Consider the following 16,391-nt stretch of genomic DNA (forward strand, 5'->3'; position numbering starts at 1 on the left):
GTCGGCGTCCTGGCCTTCACCGGCCTGGCCGTCAAGAAGCTGTACCAGGGTCAGCGCTGAGCATCCGCCCAGCAGACCGCCCCGGAACCCCTCCGACAGATCGCCTGAGCAGCCATTCATGATCCAGATCCCGTCCGACCTGAACCCGGGCCTCGTCCCCCTCGCCTTCCTCCTCGGCAACTGGGAGGGTGCGGGAGTCTTCGACTTCCCCGGTGAGGAGAAGTGCAACTTCGGCCAGGAGGTCGTCTTCAGCCACGACGGCCGGGACTTCCTGGAGTACACCTCCCACACCTGGGTCCTCGACGCCGAAGGCAACAAGGTGCGCCCGCTGGAGTCCGAGTCGGGCTACTGGCGCATCGACAAGGACCGCAAGGTCGAGATCGTCATGGTCCGCGACCAGGGCGTCGTCGAGGTCTGGTACGGCGAGCTCGCCGACCAGAAGCCCCAGATCGACCTGGTCACCGACGCGGTCGCCCGTACCGCGGCCTCCGGCCCGTACAGCGGCGGCAAGCGGCTCTACGGCTACGTGAAGAGCGATCTCATGTGGGTCGGCGAGAAGGCCACCCCGGACGTCGAGCTGCGTCCGTACATGTCGGCCCAGCTGAAGAAGGTCGTCACGCCCGAGGAGGTCGCCGAGATGGCGCGCAACCTCCCGGACATGCCGGACGACGGCATCGCCTTCTTCCGCTGAGTCCACGGGCCCGGTCCGCGACCGCGCCCACGGGCTGTGCGCACGGCTGTGCGAAAGGCTGTGCGAAAGGGGACCGCGGGATCGCCCGCGGTCCCCTTCGCGCGCATACACTGGCCGGGTGGGGAGCAGCCTGGACACCGAGAGCTCTGACTGGAAGAGCGACCTGCGGCAGCGCGGATACCGGCTGACACCGCAGCGCCAGCTCGTGCTGGAAGCGGTCGACGCCCTGGAGCACGCCACTCCGGACGAGATCCTCGCCGAGGTGCGCAAGACCGCCTCCGGGGTCAACATCTCCACCGTGTACCGCACCCTTGAGCTCCTGGAGGAGCTGAAGCTCGTCTCGCACGCCCACCTCGGGCACGGGGCCCCCACCTACCACCTCGCCGACCGGCACCACCACATCCACCTGGTCTGCCGCGACTGCGCCGAGGTCATCGAGGCGGACGTGGACATCGCCGCCGAGTTCACCGCGAAGCTCCGTGGCGCCTTCGGCTTCGAGACCGACATGAAGCACTTCGCGATCTTCGGCCTGTGCCGCAAGTGCGCCGCGAAGCAGCGTGCCGCCCAGTCGTAGCAGGGTCGTACGCTTGGTCCCATGACCAGCAGCCCCTTGCTCCATCTCCCCGGCGCCGTACCGGCCGAAGGCCGTGACGAGGGCGTCGCCGCCCACTACGGCGAGCTGTACGGCGAACAGCGCGCCCTCACGGAAGGGCGCGGCTTCGTCGACCTCTCGCACCGCGGAGTCGTCACCGTCAGCGGGCCCGAACGCCTGAGCTGGCTGCACCTGCTGCTCACCCAGCACCTCACCGAGCTGCCGGCCGGGCAGGCCACCGAGGCGCTGATCCTCTCCGCCAACGGGCACATCGAGCACGCGCTCTACCTCGTCGACGACGGGGAGACCACGTGGGCGCACGTGGAGCCGGGCACCCAGGGCGAGCTGATCGCCTACCTGGAGTCCATGAAGTTCTTCTACCGCGTCGAAGTCGCCGACCGCACCGAGGAGTTCGCGGTCGTGCACCTGCCGGCCGGCTCCATCGCCGAGGTCGCCCAGGACAAGGAGCACGTCGTCCGGGAGACCGCGTACGGCCGGGACGTCTTCCTGCCCCGCGCCGAGCTGGAGTCCTTCGCCGCCGCGCACGGCCCGGCCGCGGGTCTGCTCGCGTACGAGGCCCTGCGCGTCGAGGGGCACCGGCCGCGGCTCGGCCTGGAGACCGACCACCGCACCATCCCGCACGAGCTGGGCTGGATCGGTACCGCCGTGCACCTGCAGAAGGGCTGCTACCGCGGGCAGGAGACGGTCGCCCGCGTCCACAACCTGGGGAAGCCCCCGCGCCGCCTGGTCTTCCTGCACCTGGACGGCTCGGAGGTGCTGCTCCCGGCGCACGGCACCCCGGTGCGGCTCGCCTCGGACGGGGAGGAGGGCCGCCAGCTGGGCTTCGTGACCACGGCCGTCCGCCACCACGAGCTGGGCCCGATCGCGCTCGCGCTGGTCAAGCGGAACGTGCCGGTGGACGCGCCGCTGCTGGCCGGGAAGACGGCCGCCGCGCAGGAGGTCGTCGTAGCGCCCTGACCGCCGCGGTCAGACGTCGATGACGAGGGTGAACGGGCCGTGGTTGGTCAGCGAGACCCGCATGTCCGCGCCGAACCGGCCCGTCGCCACCGTCGCGCCCAGGGCGCGCAGCCGTGCCACGACCTCGTCCACCAGCGGCTCGGCCACCGGGCCGGGAGCCGCCGCGTTCCAGGTGGGCCGGCGGCCCTTGCGCGCGTCGCCGTAGAGCGTGAACTGGGAGATCACCAGCAGCGGGGCGCCGTTGTCGCTGCAGGACTTCTCGCCCTCCAGGATCCGCACGGACCACAGTTTGCGGGCCAGCAGCTCCGCCTTCTCCGGGGTGTCGTCGTGGGTCACCCCCACCAGCACGCACAGCCCCTCGCCGACGATCTCGCCCACGGTCTCGCCGCCCACGACGACGCTCGCGCCGTCCACCCTCTGCACCACTGCTCGCATACCACCTGTGTACCAGGCTTGCACCCGTCCGGGGCCGATCGGGTGCACTGGGACTGCATGGGGGCCACGGGGAGTGGCACGATGCACGAAGGCGGTGCGGGTGCGCCGCACCGGTCGAGGGGACGGACCTGAACGCATGAATACTTCTGGTACCTCCGTACCTGCATCACCCGCCTCCGTCGCAGCTGCCGCGGTACGACCGCCCGCGCAGCGCACGGCCGAGACGCAGGGGCCGCCGGCCCCGACCGCCGCGCTCGGGCTGCCGGAACTGCGCGCGCTGCGCCGTGACGCGCAGCGCGACGAGGCCGATCTGAGCTACGTACGCAGATTGCTCCAGGGCCGCATCGACATCCTGCGGGCGGAGCTGGCCCGGCGGACGGACCCCGAGGCGCCGGTGGTGGACCGGCTCTCGGTGATCCTGGCCGACGCCCCCTCCAGCCGCAGCGCCTCCGCCCGGCACGTCACGCTCGGCACCCCGCACAGCGAGGAGTACCGGTTGCTGGCCGCGGAGATGCTGTCCGACGTGGAGCTGTCGGACCTGGGCGCCCGTACGGACGACGAACTGCACGACGGGATGGGGCGGCTGGTGCGCTACGAACAGCAGGTCTCGCGGCGCCGCCAGCAGCTCCAGCGCACGGTGGACGACTGCAGTGCGGAGATCACCCGCCGGTACCGGGAGGGAGAGGCGCAGGTGGACGACCTGCTGGCGTAGAAAATTCGGGCGACCGGAGGCGGTCGGGGGATTAGCGTGGGCCGCTATGAGTGCTGACATCCGGCCGATAGCCGAATCCGAACTCCCCGACTGGGTGCGCACCGTGCACACCGGTTTCCTGGTCAGCCCCCGGGTGACCGAGTCCGACATCGCGCAGCGCGCCAAGTACTGCGACTTCTCCCGGATGCAGGGGGCGTTCGACCCCGACACCGGCCGCTGCGTGGCGGCCCTGCGCTCCTTCCCGCAGGAGCTGACCGTGCCCGGCGGGGCGGCCGTCCGCTCCACGGCCGTCTCCAACGTGGCCGTGCTGCCCACCCACCGCCGGCAGGGTCTGCTGACCCGGATGATGGCCGGCGAGTTCGCGGCGGCCGAGGCGCGCGGTGACGCGCTGATGACCCTGATCGCCGCCGAGTACCCGATCTACGGACGGTACGGGTTCGGGCCCGCGACCTCCCTCGTGGAGTGGGAGATCGACGTACCGCGCACCGGGCTCGACCGGAGGCTGTCGGCGCCCGTCGACGGCGGCCGCATCGACCTGGTGGACGTCGAGGAGGTGCGGCGGGTGGGGCCCGGGCTGCACGAGCGGTTGCGGGCGCTCACGCCCGGTGCCGTGAACCGGGACGAGCGCTGGTGGAGCCTGGCGACCGGCCTGGAGGAGTGGTCGTACCGGCCGTACAAGGACAACTTCCACGCCGTGTACCGGACGGCGGAGGGGGAGGTGGCCGGCCTCGCCGTGTACAGCGCGGACGACCACTGGACGGACGCGAAGCTTCCGGAGAACACCGTGCAGGTCAAGTACCTGCTGGCCGTCACCCCGCAGGCGGAGCGGGCGTTGTGGCAGTTCCTGTGCTCGATCGACTGGGTGACGAAGGTCCGCACCGGCTACCGGGCCCCCGACGACCTCGCCCCGCAGCTGCTGCCCGACCCGCGGGCGGCGCGGGTCCTCACCACCGCGGACTTCCTGTGGGTGCGGGTGCTGGACGTCGTACGGGCGCTGGGCGCGCGCACGTACGAGGTGCCCGGGGTGCTCGTCCTGGAGGTCACGGACGAGACGGGCCCGGCGGCGGGCCGCTACCGGCTGGACGCGGGCACCGGCGTGTGCGAGCGGACCGAGGCGCCGGCGGACCTGCGGCTGGACGTGGCCGAACTGGGCTCCCTGTACCTGGGCGGCACTTCCGCGGTGCGGCTGGCCGCGCTGGGCCGGGTGACGCAGCAGCGGCCCGGGGCGGCCGCGCTGGCCGACGCGGTGTTCCGTACCGCGCGCAACCCGTGGTGCCCGGACATCTTCTGAAGAGGACTGAGCTTGTTGACATCACTTGTGGAATCCCTGCGCGCGGCGGGCTGCGTCTTCGCGGAGGAGGAGGCGGAGCTCCTGACCGGGGCCGCCGCCGATGCCGACCACCTGGCGGAGCTGCTGGCCCGGCGGGTGGGCGGCGAACCGCTGGAGCACGTGGTCGGCTGGGCGGAGTTCTGCGGCCTGCGCATGGAGGTCGGCGCGGGCGCCTTCGTACCGCGCCGGCGCACCGAGTTCCTGGTACAGGAGGCGGTGGCGCTGGCCCGGCCCGGTGCCGTGGTGCTGGACCTGTGCTGCGGGGTCGGCGCCCTGGGCGCGGCGGTGGCCGCGGGCCTGCCGGGCGGCGTCGAGCTGCACGCGGCGGACATCGACCCGGCGGCGCTGGCGTACGCGCGGCGCAACGTTGCCCCGTACGGCGGCCGGGTGTGGGAGGGCGACCTGTACGCGGCGCTCCCGTCCGCGCTGCGCGGACGGGTGGACGTGCTGGTGGTCAACGCCCCGTACGTGCCGACGGAGGAGATCGCCCTCATGCCGTCGGAGGCGCGGGACCACGAGCCGCTGGTCTCCCTGGACGGCGGGGCCGACGGGCTGGACATCCACCGCCGGGTGGCGGCGGGGGCCCTGCCCTGGCTGGCCCCGGGCGGCCACCTGCTGATCGAGACCAGCGCGCGCCAGTCCCCGTCGACGGCCTCGGCCCTGACCTCCGCGGGCCTCGCGGTCCGGGCGGTGACCTCGGAGGAGCTGTACGCGACGGTGGTCATCGGCACGGCCTGACGCCGCGCGGCGGCCCAGCGGTGTTCGAGGTGCTGCCGCGCACGGGTCTGGCCCTGCCGAACCGGGCGGGCGTCCTGCGGTTCGGCATGTCCGGGCGGGCGGCCCGGTGGGCCGTCGCGACCCTGGCGGACGTGCGGGACACCTGGGTCTGCGGGACGGGCTGGGCCTTCACCGCCCGCTGCGAAGGCCTGGAACTGCTCGCCTACGGGGACTGCCCGGACCGCCTCGGCCGCACCGGCCACGACCGCCACGGTCTGGCGGCCGTACACCTCGGCCGGTGCGGGCCGGAACCGGCCGGGCCGTCCGCCGTCCCGGTGGTCCTCCACGGCGTCGACCTGTTCGGGTACCCGGCCGCCGAGGTCCTGGAGGCCCTCGGGCCGGGCCCGCACTCCGGCGTGAGCCTGCCGCGGCCGGGACCTCCGGCCGGCTACCTGCGGGAGGTGCGGCTCTCCATCCCGTAGGCGAGCGGGTCCGGCGCAAGAAGACCTACGCGTGGTTCGGGAACCGAGGAGACGAAATTGATCACGGAGTACCAGCAGAGGCTGCGCGAGCGCTACATCGCCGCCCCCGCGCTGCCGGCCCCGGAGCCCTGGCGGCCGGTGCCGGACCGCCGGACGCCCATCGGGGGCCTGCTCGGCATCGGCTTCGCCGTCCACCCCGACCGTGGGCACGACCTCGTCATGGTCGTGTCCAGCGCCGGCCACGGACTCTTCGACGCGGTCACCGGCGAGAGGATCGCCCGCGACCGGGACCCGGACTTCGACACGAGCACCCCCGACGCCCACCCGGACCTCGCCTGCCCCGGGCTCGGCCCGATCGCCGGCGCCCCGGTACGCATCGCCGGACTCTTCGGCGGCGGCCTGCACCGCACCACACCGGACGGCTGGACCCTGGACGTGGTCAGCCCCGAGTGGCCCCGCGACCGCGTCATCCTCTCCGTCGACGGCGGGGCCCACGAAGGCCCGCCGGGAGGGAGCTGGTGGCACGTCTTCCACTCCGATTACTCGGAGCTCCGCGCAGCCGGGTTCTCCCCCTCCGGCCGCACCCTGGCGGTCGCCACCAGCAGCGACCTCACCCTGTGGACCCGGCCCGGGCTCGAGTTCGGCGACTGAGCGGATCGCCGCCCGCCGCCGGGTGGGAGATGCTGCAAGCATGTCGCTTGCAATAGTTAGCAAGGTCGGGCAGGATCTGAGCATGGCATCGCTCAACGTCGGAAATCTCGGCGAGTACCTCCGTGAGCAGCGCCGGCAGGCCCAGCTTTCGCTGCGGCAGCTGGCCGAGCAGGCGGGGGTGTCGAATCCGTACCTGAGCCAGATCGAGCGCGGGCTGCGCAAGCCGAGCGCGGACATCCTGCAGCAGCTGGCCAAGGCGCTGCGGATCTCCGCGGAGACGCTGTACGTGCAGGCCGGGATCCTGGACGAGCGGGACCCGGACGAGGTGGAGACGCGAGCCGTCATACTCGCCGACCCGTCCATCAACGAGCGGCAGAAGCAGGTGCTGCTCCAGATCTACGAGTCGTTCCGCAAGGAGAACGCGCTCGATGCGCCCGCCGACGAGATGCCGTCGTAGACGAACCGAAGTTGATCCGGGAGGACCAGCACATGGCCATCGCCGATGACCTGAAGAAGACCCTCACCGACCCCACTCCCCTCTACTTCGCCGCGGGCACGGCCGATCTCGCCGTGCAGCAGGCCAAGAAGGTGCCCGACCTGATCGAGCAGCTGCGCGCCGAGGCTCCCGCGCGCATCGAGGCCGTGAAGAACACGGACCCGAAGGCTGTGCAGGACGCGGTCACCGCCAAGTTCGCCGAGGTGCTCGGCGCGATCGACCCGAAGAAGCTCGGGGAGACCGCCCAGGACCTGGCGCTGCGCGGTGTCGGCGTGGCCGCCGAGTACGCGGTGCGCGCCAAGGAGACCTACGACAAGGTCGCCGTGCACGGCGAGCAGGCCGTACGGAACTGGCGGGGCGAGGTCTCCGCGGAGATCGTCGACATCGCCGTGGCCGTCGAGCCCGAGGCCGAGCCGGTGGCCGAGCCGGCGCCGGAGCCGGTGGCCGCGGCCGCCGACGGGGAGAAGCCCGGCGCCAGGAAGACCACCGCGCGCAAGAGCCCGGCCAAGAAGGCCGCGGTCACGGCGGACGACGCGAGCTGAGACGCAGCCGCATGAGCGACGGCGGGCCGGGCACCCTTCAGGTGCCCGGCCCGTTGTGGTTCATGAAGGGGCACGTGCCGGTAGCGTGGAGTCGGGCGGCATCCGAAGTGTGAAGCAGTAGCTGAGAAGGCGGTCGAAGCGATGTTGATGAACGGGTTCGATCTGGGCGTGATCCCGTTGCTCATGCTCGCCATGCGGGTGCTCGCCGTCGTGGCCTTCGTGTTCGCCCTGGTGGCACGGGAGGACGCGTACCGGGCGGCCGAGAAGCAGAGCAAGACCTTCTGGCTGGTCCTGCTCGGCGTCACCGTGGCCGTGGGCTTCGTCCCGGGGATGATGTTCCTGCAGATCGCCGGTCTCGTCGCGACCATCGTGTTCTTCGTCGACGTACGCCCGGCCCTCAAGCAGGTCTCGGGCGGCGGCGGCCGACGCGGCGGCGGCAGCAGCAGCGACGGGCCGTACGGGCCCTACAACGGCGGACGCTAGGCCGGAAGAGACGGCCTGGGCGGGCTGCGCGCGGCGGCCGCGAACGCGGCGCGCCCCGGCCGGGGCCCGGTGGGCTCAGCCCTCGGCGCGGGACAGCAGGACCACGGCCACGTCGTCGGTCAGTTCGCCGCCGTTGAGGCGGCGGGCCTCGGTGACGGAGGCCTCCAGCAGGCCCTCACCGCTCAGCCCGCGGTCCAGGTGGCGGTTGATCATGTCGACCATGCCGTCCTGGCCCAGACGTTCCTTGCCCTCGCCGATGTGGCCCTCGATGAGGCCGTCGGTGTACAGCATCAGACTCCAGGTGCCGCCCAGCTCCACCTGGCGGCGCGGCCAGCGGGCCCGGGGCAGCAGCCCGAGGGCCGGGCCGCTGTTCTCGTACGGGAGCAGCCGCGCGCGGCGGCCCGGCCGGGATATCAGCGGGGCCGGGTGGCCGGCCAGGCACAGGCCGGCGCGACGGCCGTCCGGGGCGATGTCGACCGTGCACAGCGTCGCGAAGATCTCCTCGCACGGCCGCTCCACCTCCAGGACCTCCTGGAGGGTGGCCAGCAGGTCGTCGCCGCAGAGTCCGGCCAGGGTCAGGGCGCGCCACGCGATGCGGAGCTCGACGCCGAGCGCGGCCTCGTCGGGGCCGTGGCCGCAGACGTCGCCGATCATGGCGTGGACGGTGCCGTCGGGCGTGCGGACGGTGTCGTAGAAGTCACCGCCGAGCAGGGCCCGGCTGCGGCCGGGGCGGTAGCGGGCGGCGAAGCGGAGGTCGGATCCCTCCAGGAGGGGCGTGGGGAGCAGCCCGCGTTCCAGCCGGGCGTTCTCCTGGGCGCGCAGTTTCGATTCTGCGAGCTTGTACTGGGCGATGTCCGCCCGTTTTCTCTCCACGGCGTAGCGGATGGCGCGGCTCAGCAGCCGGCCGTCCAGCTCGTCCCGGAAGAGGAAGTCCTGGGCGCCGACCCGGACGGCCTCGGCGGCGCGCTCGGCGTCGTCCTCGTCGGTGAGTACGAGGACGGCGTGGCGCGGGGCGAGGCGCAGCACCTGGCGGAGGGCGACCAGCTGGTCCACGGCGGTGGCGGTGGCGGTGCCGATCGCGGTCCCGGTCCCGGTCCCGTTCGCCGAGCTGTGGGCCGTGCCGTTGGCCGCGGCCCCCGGCGTACGGGCGCTGGCGTCCGGAAGGGACAGGTCGAGGAGGATGCAGTGCACGTCGGGGGTGAGCAGCCGCTCGGCCTCGGTGAGGTTGCGGGCGGTGCGGAGCCGGATGCGGTGGCCGTCCGCGTCGAGGATCTCGGGGACGGTGAGGCCGCCGGCCGGGTCGTCCTCGATGACCAGGAGGGTCAGGGGGGTCGTGTGCGGGGCCGCTTGAGGGGTCGCTTGCGCGACGCCCGGGGCGGCTATGGCCGGGGCGGCGGTGTGCAGAACGGCCTGACCGCTCTCCGTGGCAGGGATGTCCCTCTGCCGCGGTACGGGTACGGGCATCGTCTCCGGTTCCTTCCCTCCCCCCGAGGGTGCGCTCGTCCGGCAGACCCTAGCGGTCCCTGCCCGACAAACGGAATGCCGTTCTTGGCGAGGGCCTGCGTCATATGCGGTTATCGCGGGGGAAAATCGGCCTCACTGGATGACAAAGGTCACGGCGGGGCCGTGTTCCGTCCCGTCCAGCGAGACGTGTCCGAGCCCCGCGAGGTTGCCTGCGTCACCCTCCCGCGCATCCGGCCCCGGCCCGCGCATCCGGCCCCGGCCCGCGCATCCGGCCCCGGCCGGAGCGCCGGGCCGCCCCGCGGGGGCTACGCGTCGGGGCGGACCACTGCCTTGATCGGCATCGAGCCGGCGCCCGCCAGCGTCACGTCCCGGCCGGGGCGCGGGGCGTGCACCATCGCTCCGTCGCCCACGTACATGCCGACGTGGCTCGCGTCGTCGAAGTAGATGATCAGGTCGCCCGGGCGCATGTCCTTCAGCGCGACCTTCGGCAGCAGCCGCAACTGCTCCTGCGAGGTGCGCGGAATGCCCCGGCCCGCCGCCAGCCAGGCCTGGGAGGTCAGCCCGGAGCAGTCGAAGGACCCGGGGCCCACGGCACCCCATTTGTACGGCTTGCCGATCTGGGCCGTGGCGAACTGCACGGCCCGCTTGCCCGCATCCGTCGCCTTGCCGCTGACGTCCTTCATCGCGCCCGTCGACAGCCACGCCGTCTGCGCCTTGTACTGGGCTTCCTGCTCCAGCTGGATCAGCCGGGCCTTCTCCTCGGCCTGCAGCTTGCTCTCCAGGTCCTCCGCGGTCCTGATTTTCTCCTCGATCTCCTTCTTCGCGTTCTCCTGCTTGATCCGGTTGGCCTCCAGCGTCTCCCAGCGCTCGCCCGCCTCCTGGGCGTAGCGCTGCAAGTCGGCCTGGGTCCGGTCCAGTTCGGAGAGCATGTCGGAGGCGGCCTTCTCGCCCTGGCGCAGCCGGCCCGCTCCGTCGAGGTAGTGGTTCGGGTCGTCGCTCAGCGCCAGCTGCGCGCCCGGCGGCATCCCGCCCGAGCGGTACTGGGCGCGGGCGGCGGCGCCCGCCCGGTTCTTCAGGGTGGCGATCCGCTCCTTGCCGGCGACGATGAGATTGGCGATCTCGACGATCTTGGCCGACTGGGCCTTGGTCTCGGCCTCGGCGAGGTTGTAGGCGTCCGTGGCGCTGCCCGCCTGCCGGTACAGCTCCTCGATCTCCTTGCGGACCTGCTCCAGGGACTTGCCGCCCGGTCCGGGCAGGGGAGCGGCCGGTGCCGTCGGTGCGGCGGGCGCGGGCGGCGCCGCCGGAGCCGCGTACGCGAGGCCCGTCGCGAGGCCCGGCGCCGTCAGTATCGCCATCGTGCACAGCAGCACGAGAGTGCTTGCGCCTCGCCGTTGCCTTGCGGCTCCCATGGTCCCCCCAGGCACCCGAGCCAGATCCCGTATCAGATCTGACTATTCATCAGTAACTTGTCGCTGCCATCGGGATGGTGCCACGAGTCGATGAATTCCAACACCCTTGTGGACGGCGATCCGATCTTGTCCGCCCCAACGGACGCCGTTCCCGCCCCGCACGGTTCAACGGACCGCCCCCGCCCCCGGTTCCGCCGCGCGCCGCATTCACCCCACCGGGCGCAACGCCTCCCAGGGCAGCGTCAGTTCGCCCTGCCGCCACCGCCGCGGCCCGTCCACCAGCGGCCAGTCGCCGGCCAGCGCCCGCGCCGTCCGGATCCAGCGCTGCCGTGCCCCGTAGGCGGCGTACGGGGCCGCCGCCGCCCACGCCCGGTCGAAGTCCCGCAGGAACGCGTGCACCGGTTCGCCCGGCACGTTGCGGTGGATCAGCGCCTTCGGCAGCCGCTCCGCCAGGTCCGACGGGCGCTCCAGGGAGCCCAGCCGGGTCGCGAACGTCACCGTGCGCGCCCCCTCCGGGCCCAGCGCCACCCACACATGCCGCCGCCCGATCTCGTCGCAGGTCCCCTCCACCAGCAACCCGTCCGGGGCCAGCCGCCCGCACAGCCGCGCCCAGACCTCGGCGACCTGCTCCTCGTCGTACTGGCGCAGAACGTTCGCCGCACGGATCAGCGCCGGGCGGGCCCCACCGTCCAGCGGCACCTCGAAACCGCCGTGCCGGAAGCTCAGCCCCTCCCGCTCGTACGGCTTCGCCCCCGCCACCCGGGCCGGCTCGATCTCGATGCCGACCACGCGCACCCGCGGCGCCGCGTCCCGCAGCCGCGCCAGCAGTTCGACCGCCGTCCAGGGAGCGGCCCCGTAGCCCAGGTCCACCGCCACCGGCGCCTCCGCGCGCCGCAGCGCGGCCCCGTGGGTGGCCGCGATCCAGCGGTCCATCCGGCGCAACCGGTTCGGATTGGTCGTCCCGCGCGTCACCGAGCCCACAGGGCGGCCGGGCGCGCGGCTGGAGGGCGGGGTACTGCGGGAGGCCATGAGCCGAGGGTAAGCGGAGGGCCCGCGCACCATGAAAATGCCGTCACGCGCCACCGAATACGAGGAAACCTCCAGGAAAACCGGACACCCCGGAATGCGGGGGACTGCCATCCGGGTTGCACTCCTTGCAGGGCGTCCTACGCGCCCTCGCCGTCATGCCGTCCCGCATGTCGTCCGAGCGTCGTGCGCGCGCCGTCCGAGCCGAGAGGACTGGTCCTTTGAGCCAGTACGTGTCCCGCCTCAGCGGCCGCCTCGCCGCCGCCCGTGCCACCCGCCACGAGCCGCCCCGGCTGCGCCTCCCGGCCGTCGGCCACCACCGCAAGCCGCGCCGCGTGGCCATGCTCAGCGTGCACACCTCACCGCTGCACCAGCCCGGCACCGGCGACGCCGGCGGGATGAACGTCTACATCGTCGAGCTGGCCAAGCGGCTCGCCGCGATCAACATCGAGGTCGAGATCTTCACCCGGGCCACCACCGGCGGGCTGCCGCCCGTGGTCGAGCTCGCACCCGGCGTCCTCGTACGGCACGTGGACGCCGGCCCCTACGAAGGCCTCGCCAAGGAGGAGCTCCCGGCCCAGCTGTGCGCCTTCACCCACGGCGTGATGCAGGCCTGGGCCGGCCACCGCCCCGGCTACTACGACCTCGTCCACTCCCACTACTGGCTCTCCGGCCACGTGGGCTGGCTCGCCGCCGAACGCTGGGGCGTCCCGCTCGTGCACGCCATGCACACCATGGCGAAGGTCAAGAACGCGGCGCTGGCCGAGGGCGACACCCCCGAGCCGGCCGCCCGCGTCATAGGCGAGACCCAGATCGTGGCCGCCGCCGACCGGCTCATCGCGAACACCGCCGAGGAGGCCGACGAGCTCGTCCGGCACTACGAGGCCGACCCCACCAAGGTCGCCGTCGTCCACCCCGGCGTGAACCTCGACCGGTTCACCGTCGGCGACGGCCGCTCCGCCGCCCGCGCCCGCCTCGGCCTCCCGCAGGACGCCGTCATCCCCCTCTTCGCCGGGCGGATCCAGCCGCTGAAGGCCCCCGACATCCTGCTGCGCACCGTCGCCGTCATGGTCGACCAGGACCCCTCGCTGCGCCGCCGCCTCTTCGTCCCCGTCGTCGGCGGGCCCAGCGGCAGCGGCCTGGCCAAGCCGGAGGGCCTGCAGAAGCTCGCCGCGAAGCTCGGCATCGCCGACCTCGTGCACTTCCACCCGCCGGTCGCGCAGGACGGGCTCGCGGACTGGTTCCGGGCGGCGTCCGTGCTGGTCATGCCCTCCTACAGCGAGTCCTTCGGGCTCGTCGCGATAGAGGCCCAGGCCGCCGGGACCCCGGTGCTCGCCGCCGAGGTCGGCGGGCTGCCCGTCGCCGTCAACGACGGGGTCACGGGGATCCTCGTACCCGGGCACGACCCGGTGGACTACGCGCGGGAGCTGCGGCGCTTCGTGGACGAGCCGGCGCTCGCGGACCGGATGGGCGCCGAGGCGGCGCGGCACGCGCAGTTCTTCGGCTGGGACACCGCGGCGAGCGGCACGGCCGACGTCTACACCGCGGCCATGCATGATCATCGCCGTCGCGTACGCTCCCACCATGGCTGACACCGCCGAGATCATCGAGAGCGCGCTCACCGCCGCGGAGCTGAGCTGGGAGAGCCCCGAGCCGGGCTCGTACGTCGTCCAGCTCCCCGGCACCCGCAAGCTGAGCACCACCTGCTCGCTCAAGGTCGGCCGGCACTCGCTGTCGGTCAACGCCTTCGTGATCCGGCATCCCGACGAGAACGAGGCGGGCGTCCACCGCTGGCTGCTGGAGCGCAACCTCAAGCTGTACGGCATGGCGTACGCGGTGGACCGCCTCGGCGACATCTACCTGACGGCCCGGCTCCCGCTGTCGGTCGTGGACCCGGAGGAGCTGGACCGGCTGCTCGGCACGGTCCTGGAGGCGGCGGACGGCTCCTTCAACACGCTGCTGGAGCTGGGCTTCGCGAGCGCGATCCGGCGCGAGTACGAATGGCGGGTCTCGCGCGGCGAGCCGACCTTCAACCTCGACGCCTTCAAGCACCTGACGCGTCCGTCGTAGATACGGCCTCGCCGGCGCGTGAGGCGCGGGGTCCGGGGCCGGAGCCCCGGCAGCGGCCCGGGCCGCGCTACACCTCGGCGTCGGCCGGAACCGGCTTGGCCGCCGGTCGGGGAGCTCCACCGGCCACGGCCACGGCCGCGCCCGGGCCCGCGTCGCCCTCGGAGAGCCCCCGCATCAGCAGCCAGTAGCCGGCCGCCGCCACCGTGCCCAGCACGCCCGTGGCCCCCCAGAGCCAGTCGGCCCCGAACCGGTCGATCAGGAGGCCCGCCATCAGGGGCGCCACCAGCGAGGCCACCGCCCAGGACAGGTTGTAGACCCCCTGGTAGCGGCCGCGCCCGTGGACCGGCGACAGCCGTACGACCAGGCTCATCTGGGTCGGCGAGTTCACGATCTCGGCCAGCGTCCACACGCACACCGTCAGCGCGTACGTCCACAGCGGCCCGGCGAAGGCCGTCAGCGCGAACCCGTACCCGGCCAGCAGCGCCGAGATCACCAGGAGCTTCTGCGGGTCCCGCCGCTCGATGAACCCCGTGACCGGGATCTGCAGCAGCACGATCAGCAGCCCGTTCCCCGCGATGACCAGCCCGTAGTCCCCGGGCGAGAAGCCGGCGGAGCCCATGGCGACCGGCAGGCCGACCGAGCCCTGCGTGAAGATCAGCGAGATCAGGAACGACAGCCCGACCACGCCCATGAACCGCCCGTCCCGCAGCACCGTCCCGAGCCCGATCGCGGGCTCGTCGGCGGCGCCGGCCGACCCGCTCACGGGCCGTTCCGGACGGGACTCGGGCAGCTTGACGAAGACCAGCACCGCACAGACCAGCGTCAGTGCGGCCTCGCCCAGGAAGCCGGCCAGATAGCTGTACTCCGCGATCACGCCCGCCGCGGTCGCGCTGACGGCGAAGCCGAGGTTGATGGCCCAGTAGTTGAGCGCGAAGGCCCGTACACGGTCCTCGGGGCGGACGATGTCCGCCATCATCGCCGCGACCGCCGGGCGCGAGGCGTTCGAGGTCACGCCGACCAGCAGCGCCACGGCAGCGATCGCCGCCGGGTGCTCCATGAAGCCGAGCAGCGCCACCGAGAAGGCGGTCGACGCCTGGGCCGCCAGCAGCGTGGGCCGCCGCCCGAGCCGGTCGGTCATCACACCGGCGGCGAGCGAGGAGAGCACGCCGCCGAGCCCGTGGAGGGCGACCACGAGTCCCGCGAAGGAGGCCGAGTAGCCCCGGTCCAGGGTCAGGTACAAGGCCATGAAGGTGGCGACGAAGGCCCCGAGCCGGTTCACGAGGGTGCTCGTCCAGAGCCACCAGAACGCGGTCGGCAGCCCCGACACGCTCTCCCGGGCGGCTTGTCCGATACGGGCGACGGGCATGGAGAAGTTCCCCCCGGGGGCGTCAGTTTGTAAGCGTCACTCTTGCAGTCCGCACATTACGAGGGTCGGGGATTCGAACGCCACCGGATTGACGCCTGCCGTCAATCCGCCGGGACCGGGCGCCGCGCGCGAGCGCCGCCGGGCGTCCACTAGGCTCGTACGCATGGCCGACGCACCGTACAAGCTGATCCTCCTCCGCCACGGCGAGAGCGACTGGAACGCGAAGAACCTGTTCACCGGCTGGGTGGACGTCAACCTCACCGAGAAGGGCGAGAAGGAGGCGGTCCGGGGCGGTGAGCTGCTCAAGGACGCCGGCCTGCTGCCCGACGTGCTGCACACCTCCCTCCAGAAGCGCGCGATCCGCACGGCGCAGCTCGCGCTGGAGGCCGCCGACCGCCACTGGATCCCGGTGCACCGCTCCTGGCGCCTGAACGAGCGCCACTACGGTGCGCTCCAGGGCAAGGACAAGGCGCAGACCCTCGCGGAGTTCGGCGAGGAGCAGTTCATGCTGTGGCGCCGCTCGTACGACACCCCGCCGCCGGTCCTGGAGGACGGCACGGAGTTCTCGCAGTCCGCGGACCCGCGCTACGCGTCGATCCCGAACGAGCTGCGTCCGCGCACGGAGTGCCTCAAGGACGTCGTCGAGCGCATGCTGCCGTACTGGTACGACGGCATCGTCCCGGACCTGCTGGCGGGCCGCACGGTCCTGGTCGCCGCGCACGGCAACTCCCTGCGCGGCCTGGTCAAGCACCTGGACGGCATCTCCGACGCCGACATCACGGGCCTGAACATCCCGACCGGCATCCCGCTCTTCTACGAACTGGACGCCGACTTCAAGCCCCTGACCCCGGGCGGCACCTACCTCGACCCGGACGCCGCGGCGGCCGCCATCGAGGCCGTCAAGAACCAGGGCAAGAAGTAACCCCACGCTCGAAGAGGCCCCCGGC

At 72.7% G+C, this 16,391-nt stretch carries 19 protein-coding genes; 14 read left to right on the forward strand and 5 right to left on the reverse strand.

Annotated features, from left to right (window positions below; genetic code table 11):
- Positions 1-118 precede the first annotated feature (118 nt).
- The 3 genes from Sspor_RS23755 (at position 119) to ygfZ (ending at position 2,261) form a co-directional block, all read left to right on the forward strand.
- Positions 119-691 carry a heme-binding beta-barrel domain-containing protein gene (locus tag Sspor_RS23755; RefSeq protein ID WP_030659031.1) on the forward strand — a complete coding sequence of 191 codons (573 nt, stop codon included), beginning with the start codon at positions 119-121 and terminating at the stop codon, positions 689-691.
- A 118-nt stretch (positions 692-809) separates the two neighbouring features.
- Entirely contained in the window at positions 810-1,265 is a 456-nt protein-coding gene (locus tag Sspor_RS23760) for a Fur family transcriptional regulator (RefSeq protein WP_237403996.1), read from the forward strand.
- Between the two features lie 21 nt (positions 1,266-1,286).
- A complete protein-coding gene (gene ygfZ / locus Sspor_RS23765) occupies positions 1,287-2,261 on the forward strand; it encodes a CAF17-like 4Fe-4S cluster assembly/insertion protein YgfZ (protein WP_202200926.1) in 975 nt (324 codons plus the stop codon).
- 9 nt (positions 2,262-2,270) lie between these two features.
- Here ygfZ and dtd read toward each other — a convergent pair whose 3' ends face one another.
- Positions 2,271-2,696 (reverse strand): D-aminoacyl-tRNA deacylase, encoded by a 426-nt coding sequence (gene dtd, locus Sspor_RS23770; protein WP_202200927.1) that lies wholly within the window; start codon positions 2,694-2,696, stop codon positions 2,271-2,273.
- A gap of 136 nt (positions 2,697-2,832) precedes the next feature.
- Between dtd and Sspor_RS23775 the strand changes: the two genes are divergently transcribed.
- The 8 genes from Sspor_RS23775 (at position 2,833) to Sspor_RS23810 (ending at position 8,109) form a co-directional block, all read left to right on the forward strand.
- A complete protein-coding gene (locus Sspor_RS23775; protein WP_202200928.1) occupies positions 2,833-3,408 on the forward strand; it encodes an RsiG family protein in 576 nt (191 codons plus the stop codon).
- A 46-nt stretch (positions 3,409-3,454) separates the two neighbouring features.
- Positions 3,455-4,699 (forward strand): GNAT family N-acetyltransferase, encoded by a 1,245-nt coding sequence (locus Sspor_RS23780; protein WP_202200929.1) that lies wholly within the window; start codon positions 3,455-3,457, stop codon positions 4,697-4,699.
- A 12-nt stretch (positions 4,700-4,711) separates the two neighbouring features.
- The gene (locus Sspor_RS23785) at positions 4,712-5,476 is read left to right on the forward strand and encodes a putative protein N(5)-glutamine methyltransferase (RefSeq protein ID WP_372499688.1); all 765 of its coding nucleotides are present in this window, start codon (positions 4,712-4,714) and stop codon (positions 5,474-5,476) included.
- A 20-nt stretch (positions 5,477-5,496) separates the two neighbouring features.
- A complete protein-coding gene (locus Sspor_RS23790; protein ID WP_202200930.1) occupies positions 5,497-5,937 on the forward strand; it encodes a hypothetical protein in 441 nt (146 codons plus the stop codon).
- Between the two features lie 57 nt (positions 5,938-5,994).
- Positions 5,995-6,588: a hypothetical protein gene (locus tag Sspor_RS23795; protein WP_202200931.1), complete on the forward strand. Its 594-nt coding sequence runs from the start codon at positions 5,995-5,997 to the stop codon at positions 6,586-6,588.
- A gap of 82 nt (positions 6,589-6,670) precedes the next feature.
- Entirely contained in the window at positions 6,671-7,045 is a 375-nt protein-coding gene (locus Sspor_RS23800) for a helix-turn-helix domain-containing protein (RefSeq protein ID WP_202200932.1), read from the forward strand.
- A gap of 32 nt (positions 7,046-7,077) precedes the next feature.
- Positions 7,078-7,626, forward strand: a complete 549-nt coding sequence (locus tag Sspor_RS23805) for a hypothetical protein (RefSeq protein ID WP_202200933.1) — start codon at positions 7,078-7,080, stop codon at positions 7,624-7,626.
- Between the two features lie 141 nt (positions 7,627-7,767).
- Positions 7,768-8,109 (forward strand): DUF2516 family protein, encoded by a 342-nt coding sequence (locus tag Sspor_RS23810; RefSeq protein ID WP_202200934.1) that lies wholly within the window; start codon positions 7,768-7,770, stop codon positions 8,107-8,109.
- A gap of 75 nt (positions 8,110-8,184) precedes the next feature.
- On the opposite strand, the gene Sspor_RS23815 is transcribed toward Sspor_RS23810, so the two are convergent.
- The 3 genes from Sspor_RS23815 to Sspor_RS23825 form a co-directional block, all read right to left on the reverse strand.
- Complete coding sequence (locus tag Sspor_RS23815) at positions 8,185-9,573, reverse strand: PP2C family protein-serine/threonine phosphatase (RefSeq protein WP_202200935.1); 1,389 nt, start codon at positions 9,571-9,573, stop codon at positions 8,185-8,187.
- A gap of 305 nt (positions 9,574-9,878) precedes the next feature.
- On the reverse strand, positions 9,879-10,928 hold the full coding sequence (locus tag Sspor_RS23820) for a C40 family peptidase (protein ID WP_252309467.1): 1,050 nt from the start codon (positions 10,926-10,928) through the stop codon (positions 9,879-9,881).
- A 261-nt stretch (positions 10,929-11,189) separates the two neighbouring features.
- On the reverse strand, positions 11,190-12,011 hold the full coding sequence (locus Sspor_RS23825) for a class I SAM-dependent methyltransferase (protein WP_202200937.1): 822 nt from the start codon (positions 12,009-12,011) through the stop codon (positions 11,190-11,192).
- A 218-nt stretch (positions 12,012-12,229) separates the two neighbouring features.
- Between Sspor_RS23825 and mshA the strand changes: the two genes are divergently transcribed.
- The gene (gene mshA / locus Sspor_RS23830; RefSeq protein ID WP_202200938.1) at positions 12,230-13,600 is read left to right on the forward strand and encodes a D-inositol-3-phosphate glycosyltransferase; all 1,371 of its coding nucleotides are present in this window, start codon (positions 12,230-12,232) and stop codon (positions 13,598-13,600) included.
- Entirely contained in the window at positions 13,593-14,078 is a 486-nt protein-coding gene (locus Sspor_RS23835) for a type III secretion system chaperone family protein (RefSeq protein WP_202200939.1), read from the forward strand. Before mshA ends, Sspor_RS23835 begins: the two co-directional genes overlap by 8 nt.
- 67 nt (positions 14,079-14,145) lie before the next feature.
- Here Sspor_RS23835 and Sspor_RS23840 read toward each other — a convergent pair whose 3' ends face one another.
- Positions 14,146-15,444, reverse strand: a complete 1,299-nt coding sequence (locus tag Sspor_RS23840) for an MDR family MFS transporter (protein ID WP_202200940.1) — start codon at positions 15,442-15,444, stop codon at positions 14,146-14,148.
- A gap of 163 nt (positions 15,445-15,607) precedes the next feature.
- On the opposite strand from Sspor_RS23840, the gene Sspor_RS23845 reads away from it, so the two are divergent.
- Positions 15,608-16,366 carry a phosphoglyceromutase gene (locus Sspor_RS23845; RefSeq protein WP_202200941.1) on the forward strand — a complete coding sequence of 253 codons (759 nt, stop codon included), beginning with the start codon at positions 15,608-15,610 and terminating at the stop codon, positions 16,364-16,366.
- Positions 16,367-16,391: the final 25 nt, after the last annotated feature.

It is taken from the genome of Streptomyces spororaveus, from assembly GCF_016755875.1.
Classification (GTDB): Bacteria; Actinomycetota; Actinomycetes; order Streptomycetales; family Streptomycetaceae; genus Streptomyces; species Streptomyces spororaveus.

What these genes read in the sequence shown, in the direction of transcription:
- Sspor_RS23825 (WP_202200937.1), bottom strand. Translation starts at nt 12,011, where the DNA reads ATGGCCTCCCGCAGTACCCCGCCCTCCAGCCGCGCGCCCGGCCGCCCT.
- Sspor_RS23835 (WP_202200939.1), top strand. Translation starts at nt 13,593, where the DNA reads ATGGCTGACACCGCCGAGATCATCGAGAGCGCGCTCACCGCCGCGGAG.
- Sspor_RS23815 (WP_202200935.1), bottom strand. Translation starts at nt 9,573, where the DNA reads ATGCCCGTACCCGTACCGCGGCAGAGGGACATCCCTGCCACGGAGAGC.
- Sspor_RS23775 (WP_202200928.1), top strand. Translation starts at nt 2,833, where the DNA reads ATGAATACTTCTGGTACCTCCGTACCTGCATCACCCGCCTCCGTCGCA.
- ygfZ (WP_202200926.1), top strand. Translation starts at nt 1,287, where the DNA reads ATGACCAGCAGCCCCTTGCTCCATCTCCCCGGCGCCGTACCGGCCGAA.
- dtd (WP_202200927.1), bottom strand. Translation starts at nt 2,696, where the DNA reads ATGCGAGCAGTGGTGCAGAGGGTGGACGGCGCGAGCGTCGTCGTGGGC.
- Sspor_RS23800 (WP_202200932.1), top strand. Translation starts at nt 6,671, where the DNA reads ATGGCATCGCTCAACGTCGGAAATCTCGGCGAGTACCTCCGTGAGCAG.
- Sspor_RS23845 (WP_202200941.1), top strand. Translation starts at nt 15,608, where the DNA reads ATGGCCGACGCACCGTACAAGCTGATCCTCCTCCGCCACGGCGAGAGC.
- Sspor_RS23840 (WP_202200940.1), bottom strand. Translation starts at nt 15,444, where the DNA reads ATGCCCGTCGCCCGTATCGGACAAGCCGCCCGGGAGAGCGTGTCGGGG.
- Sspor_RS23805 (WP_202200933.1), top strand. Translation starts at nt 7,078, where the DNA reads ATGGCCATCGCCGATGACCTGAAGAAGACCCTCACCGACCCCACTCCC.
- Sspor_RS23820 (WP_252309467.1), bottom strand. Translation starts at nt 10,928, where the DNA reads ATGGCGATACTGACGGCGCCGGGCCTCGCGACGGGCCTCGCGTACGCG.
- Sspor_RS23780 (WP_202200929.1), top strand. Translation starts at nt 3,455, where the DNA reads ATGAGTGCTGACATCCGGCCGATAGCCGAATCCGAACTCCCCGACTGG.
- Sspor_RS23810 (WP_202200934.1), top strand. Translation starts at nt 7,768, where the DNA reads ATGTTGATGAACGGGTTCGATCTGGGCGTGATCCCGTTGCTCATGCTC.
- Sspor_RS23755 (WP_030659031.1), top strand. Translation starts at nt 119, where the DNA reads ATGATCCAGATCCCGTCCGACCTGAACCCGGGCCTCGTCCCCCTCGCC.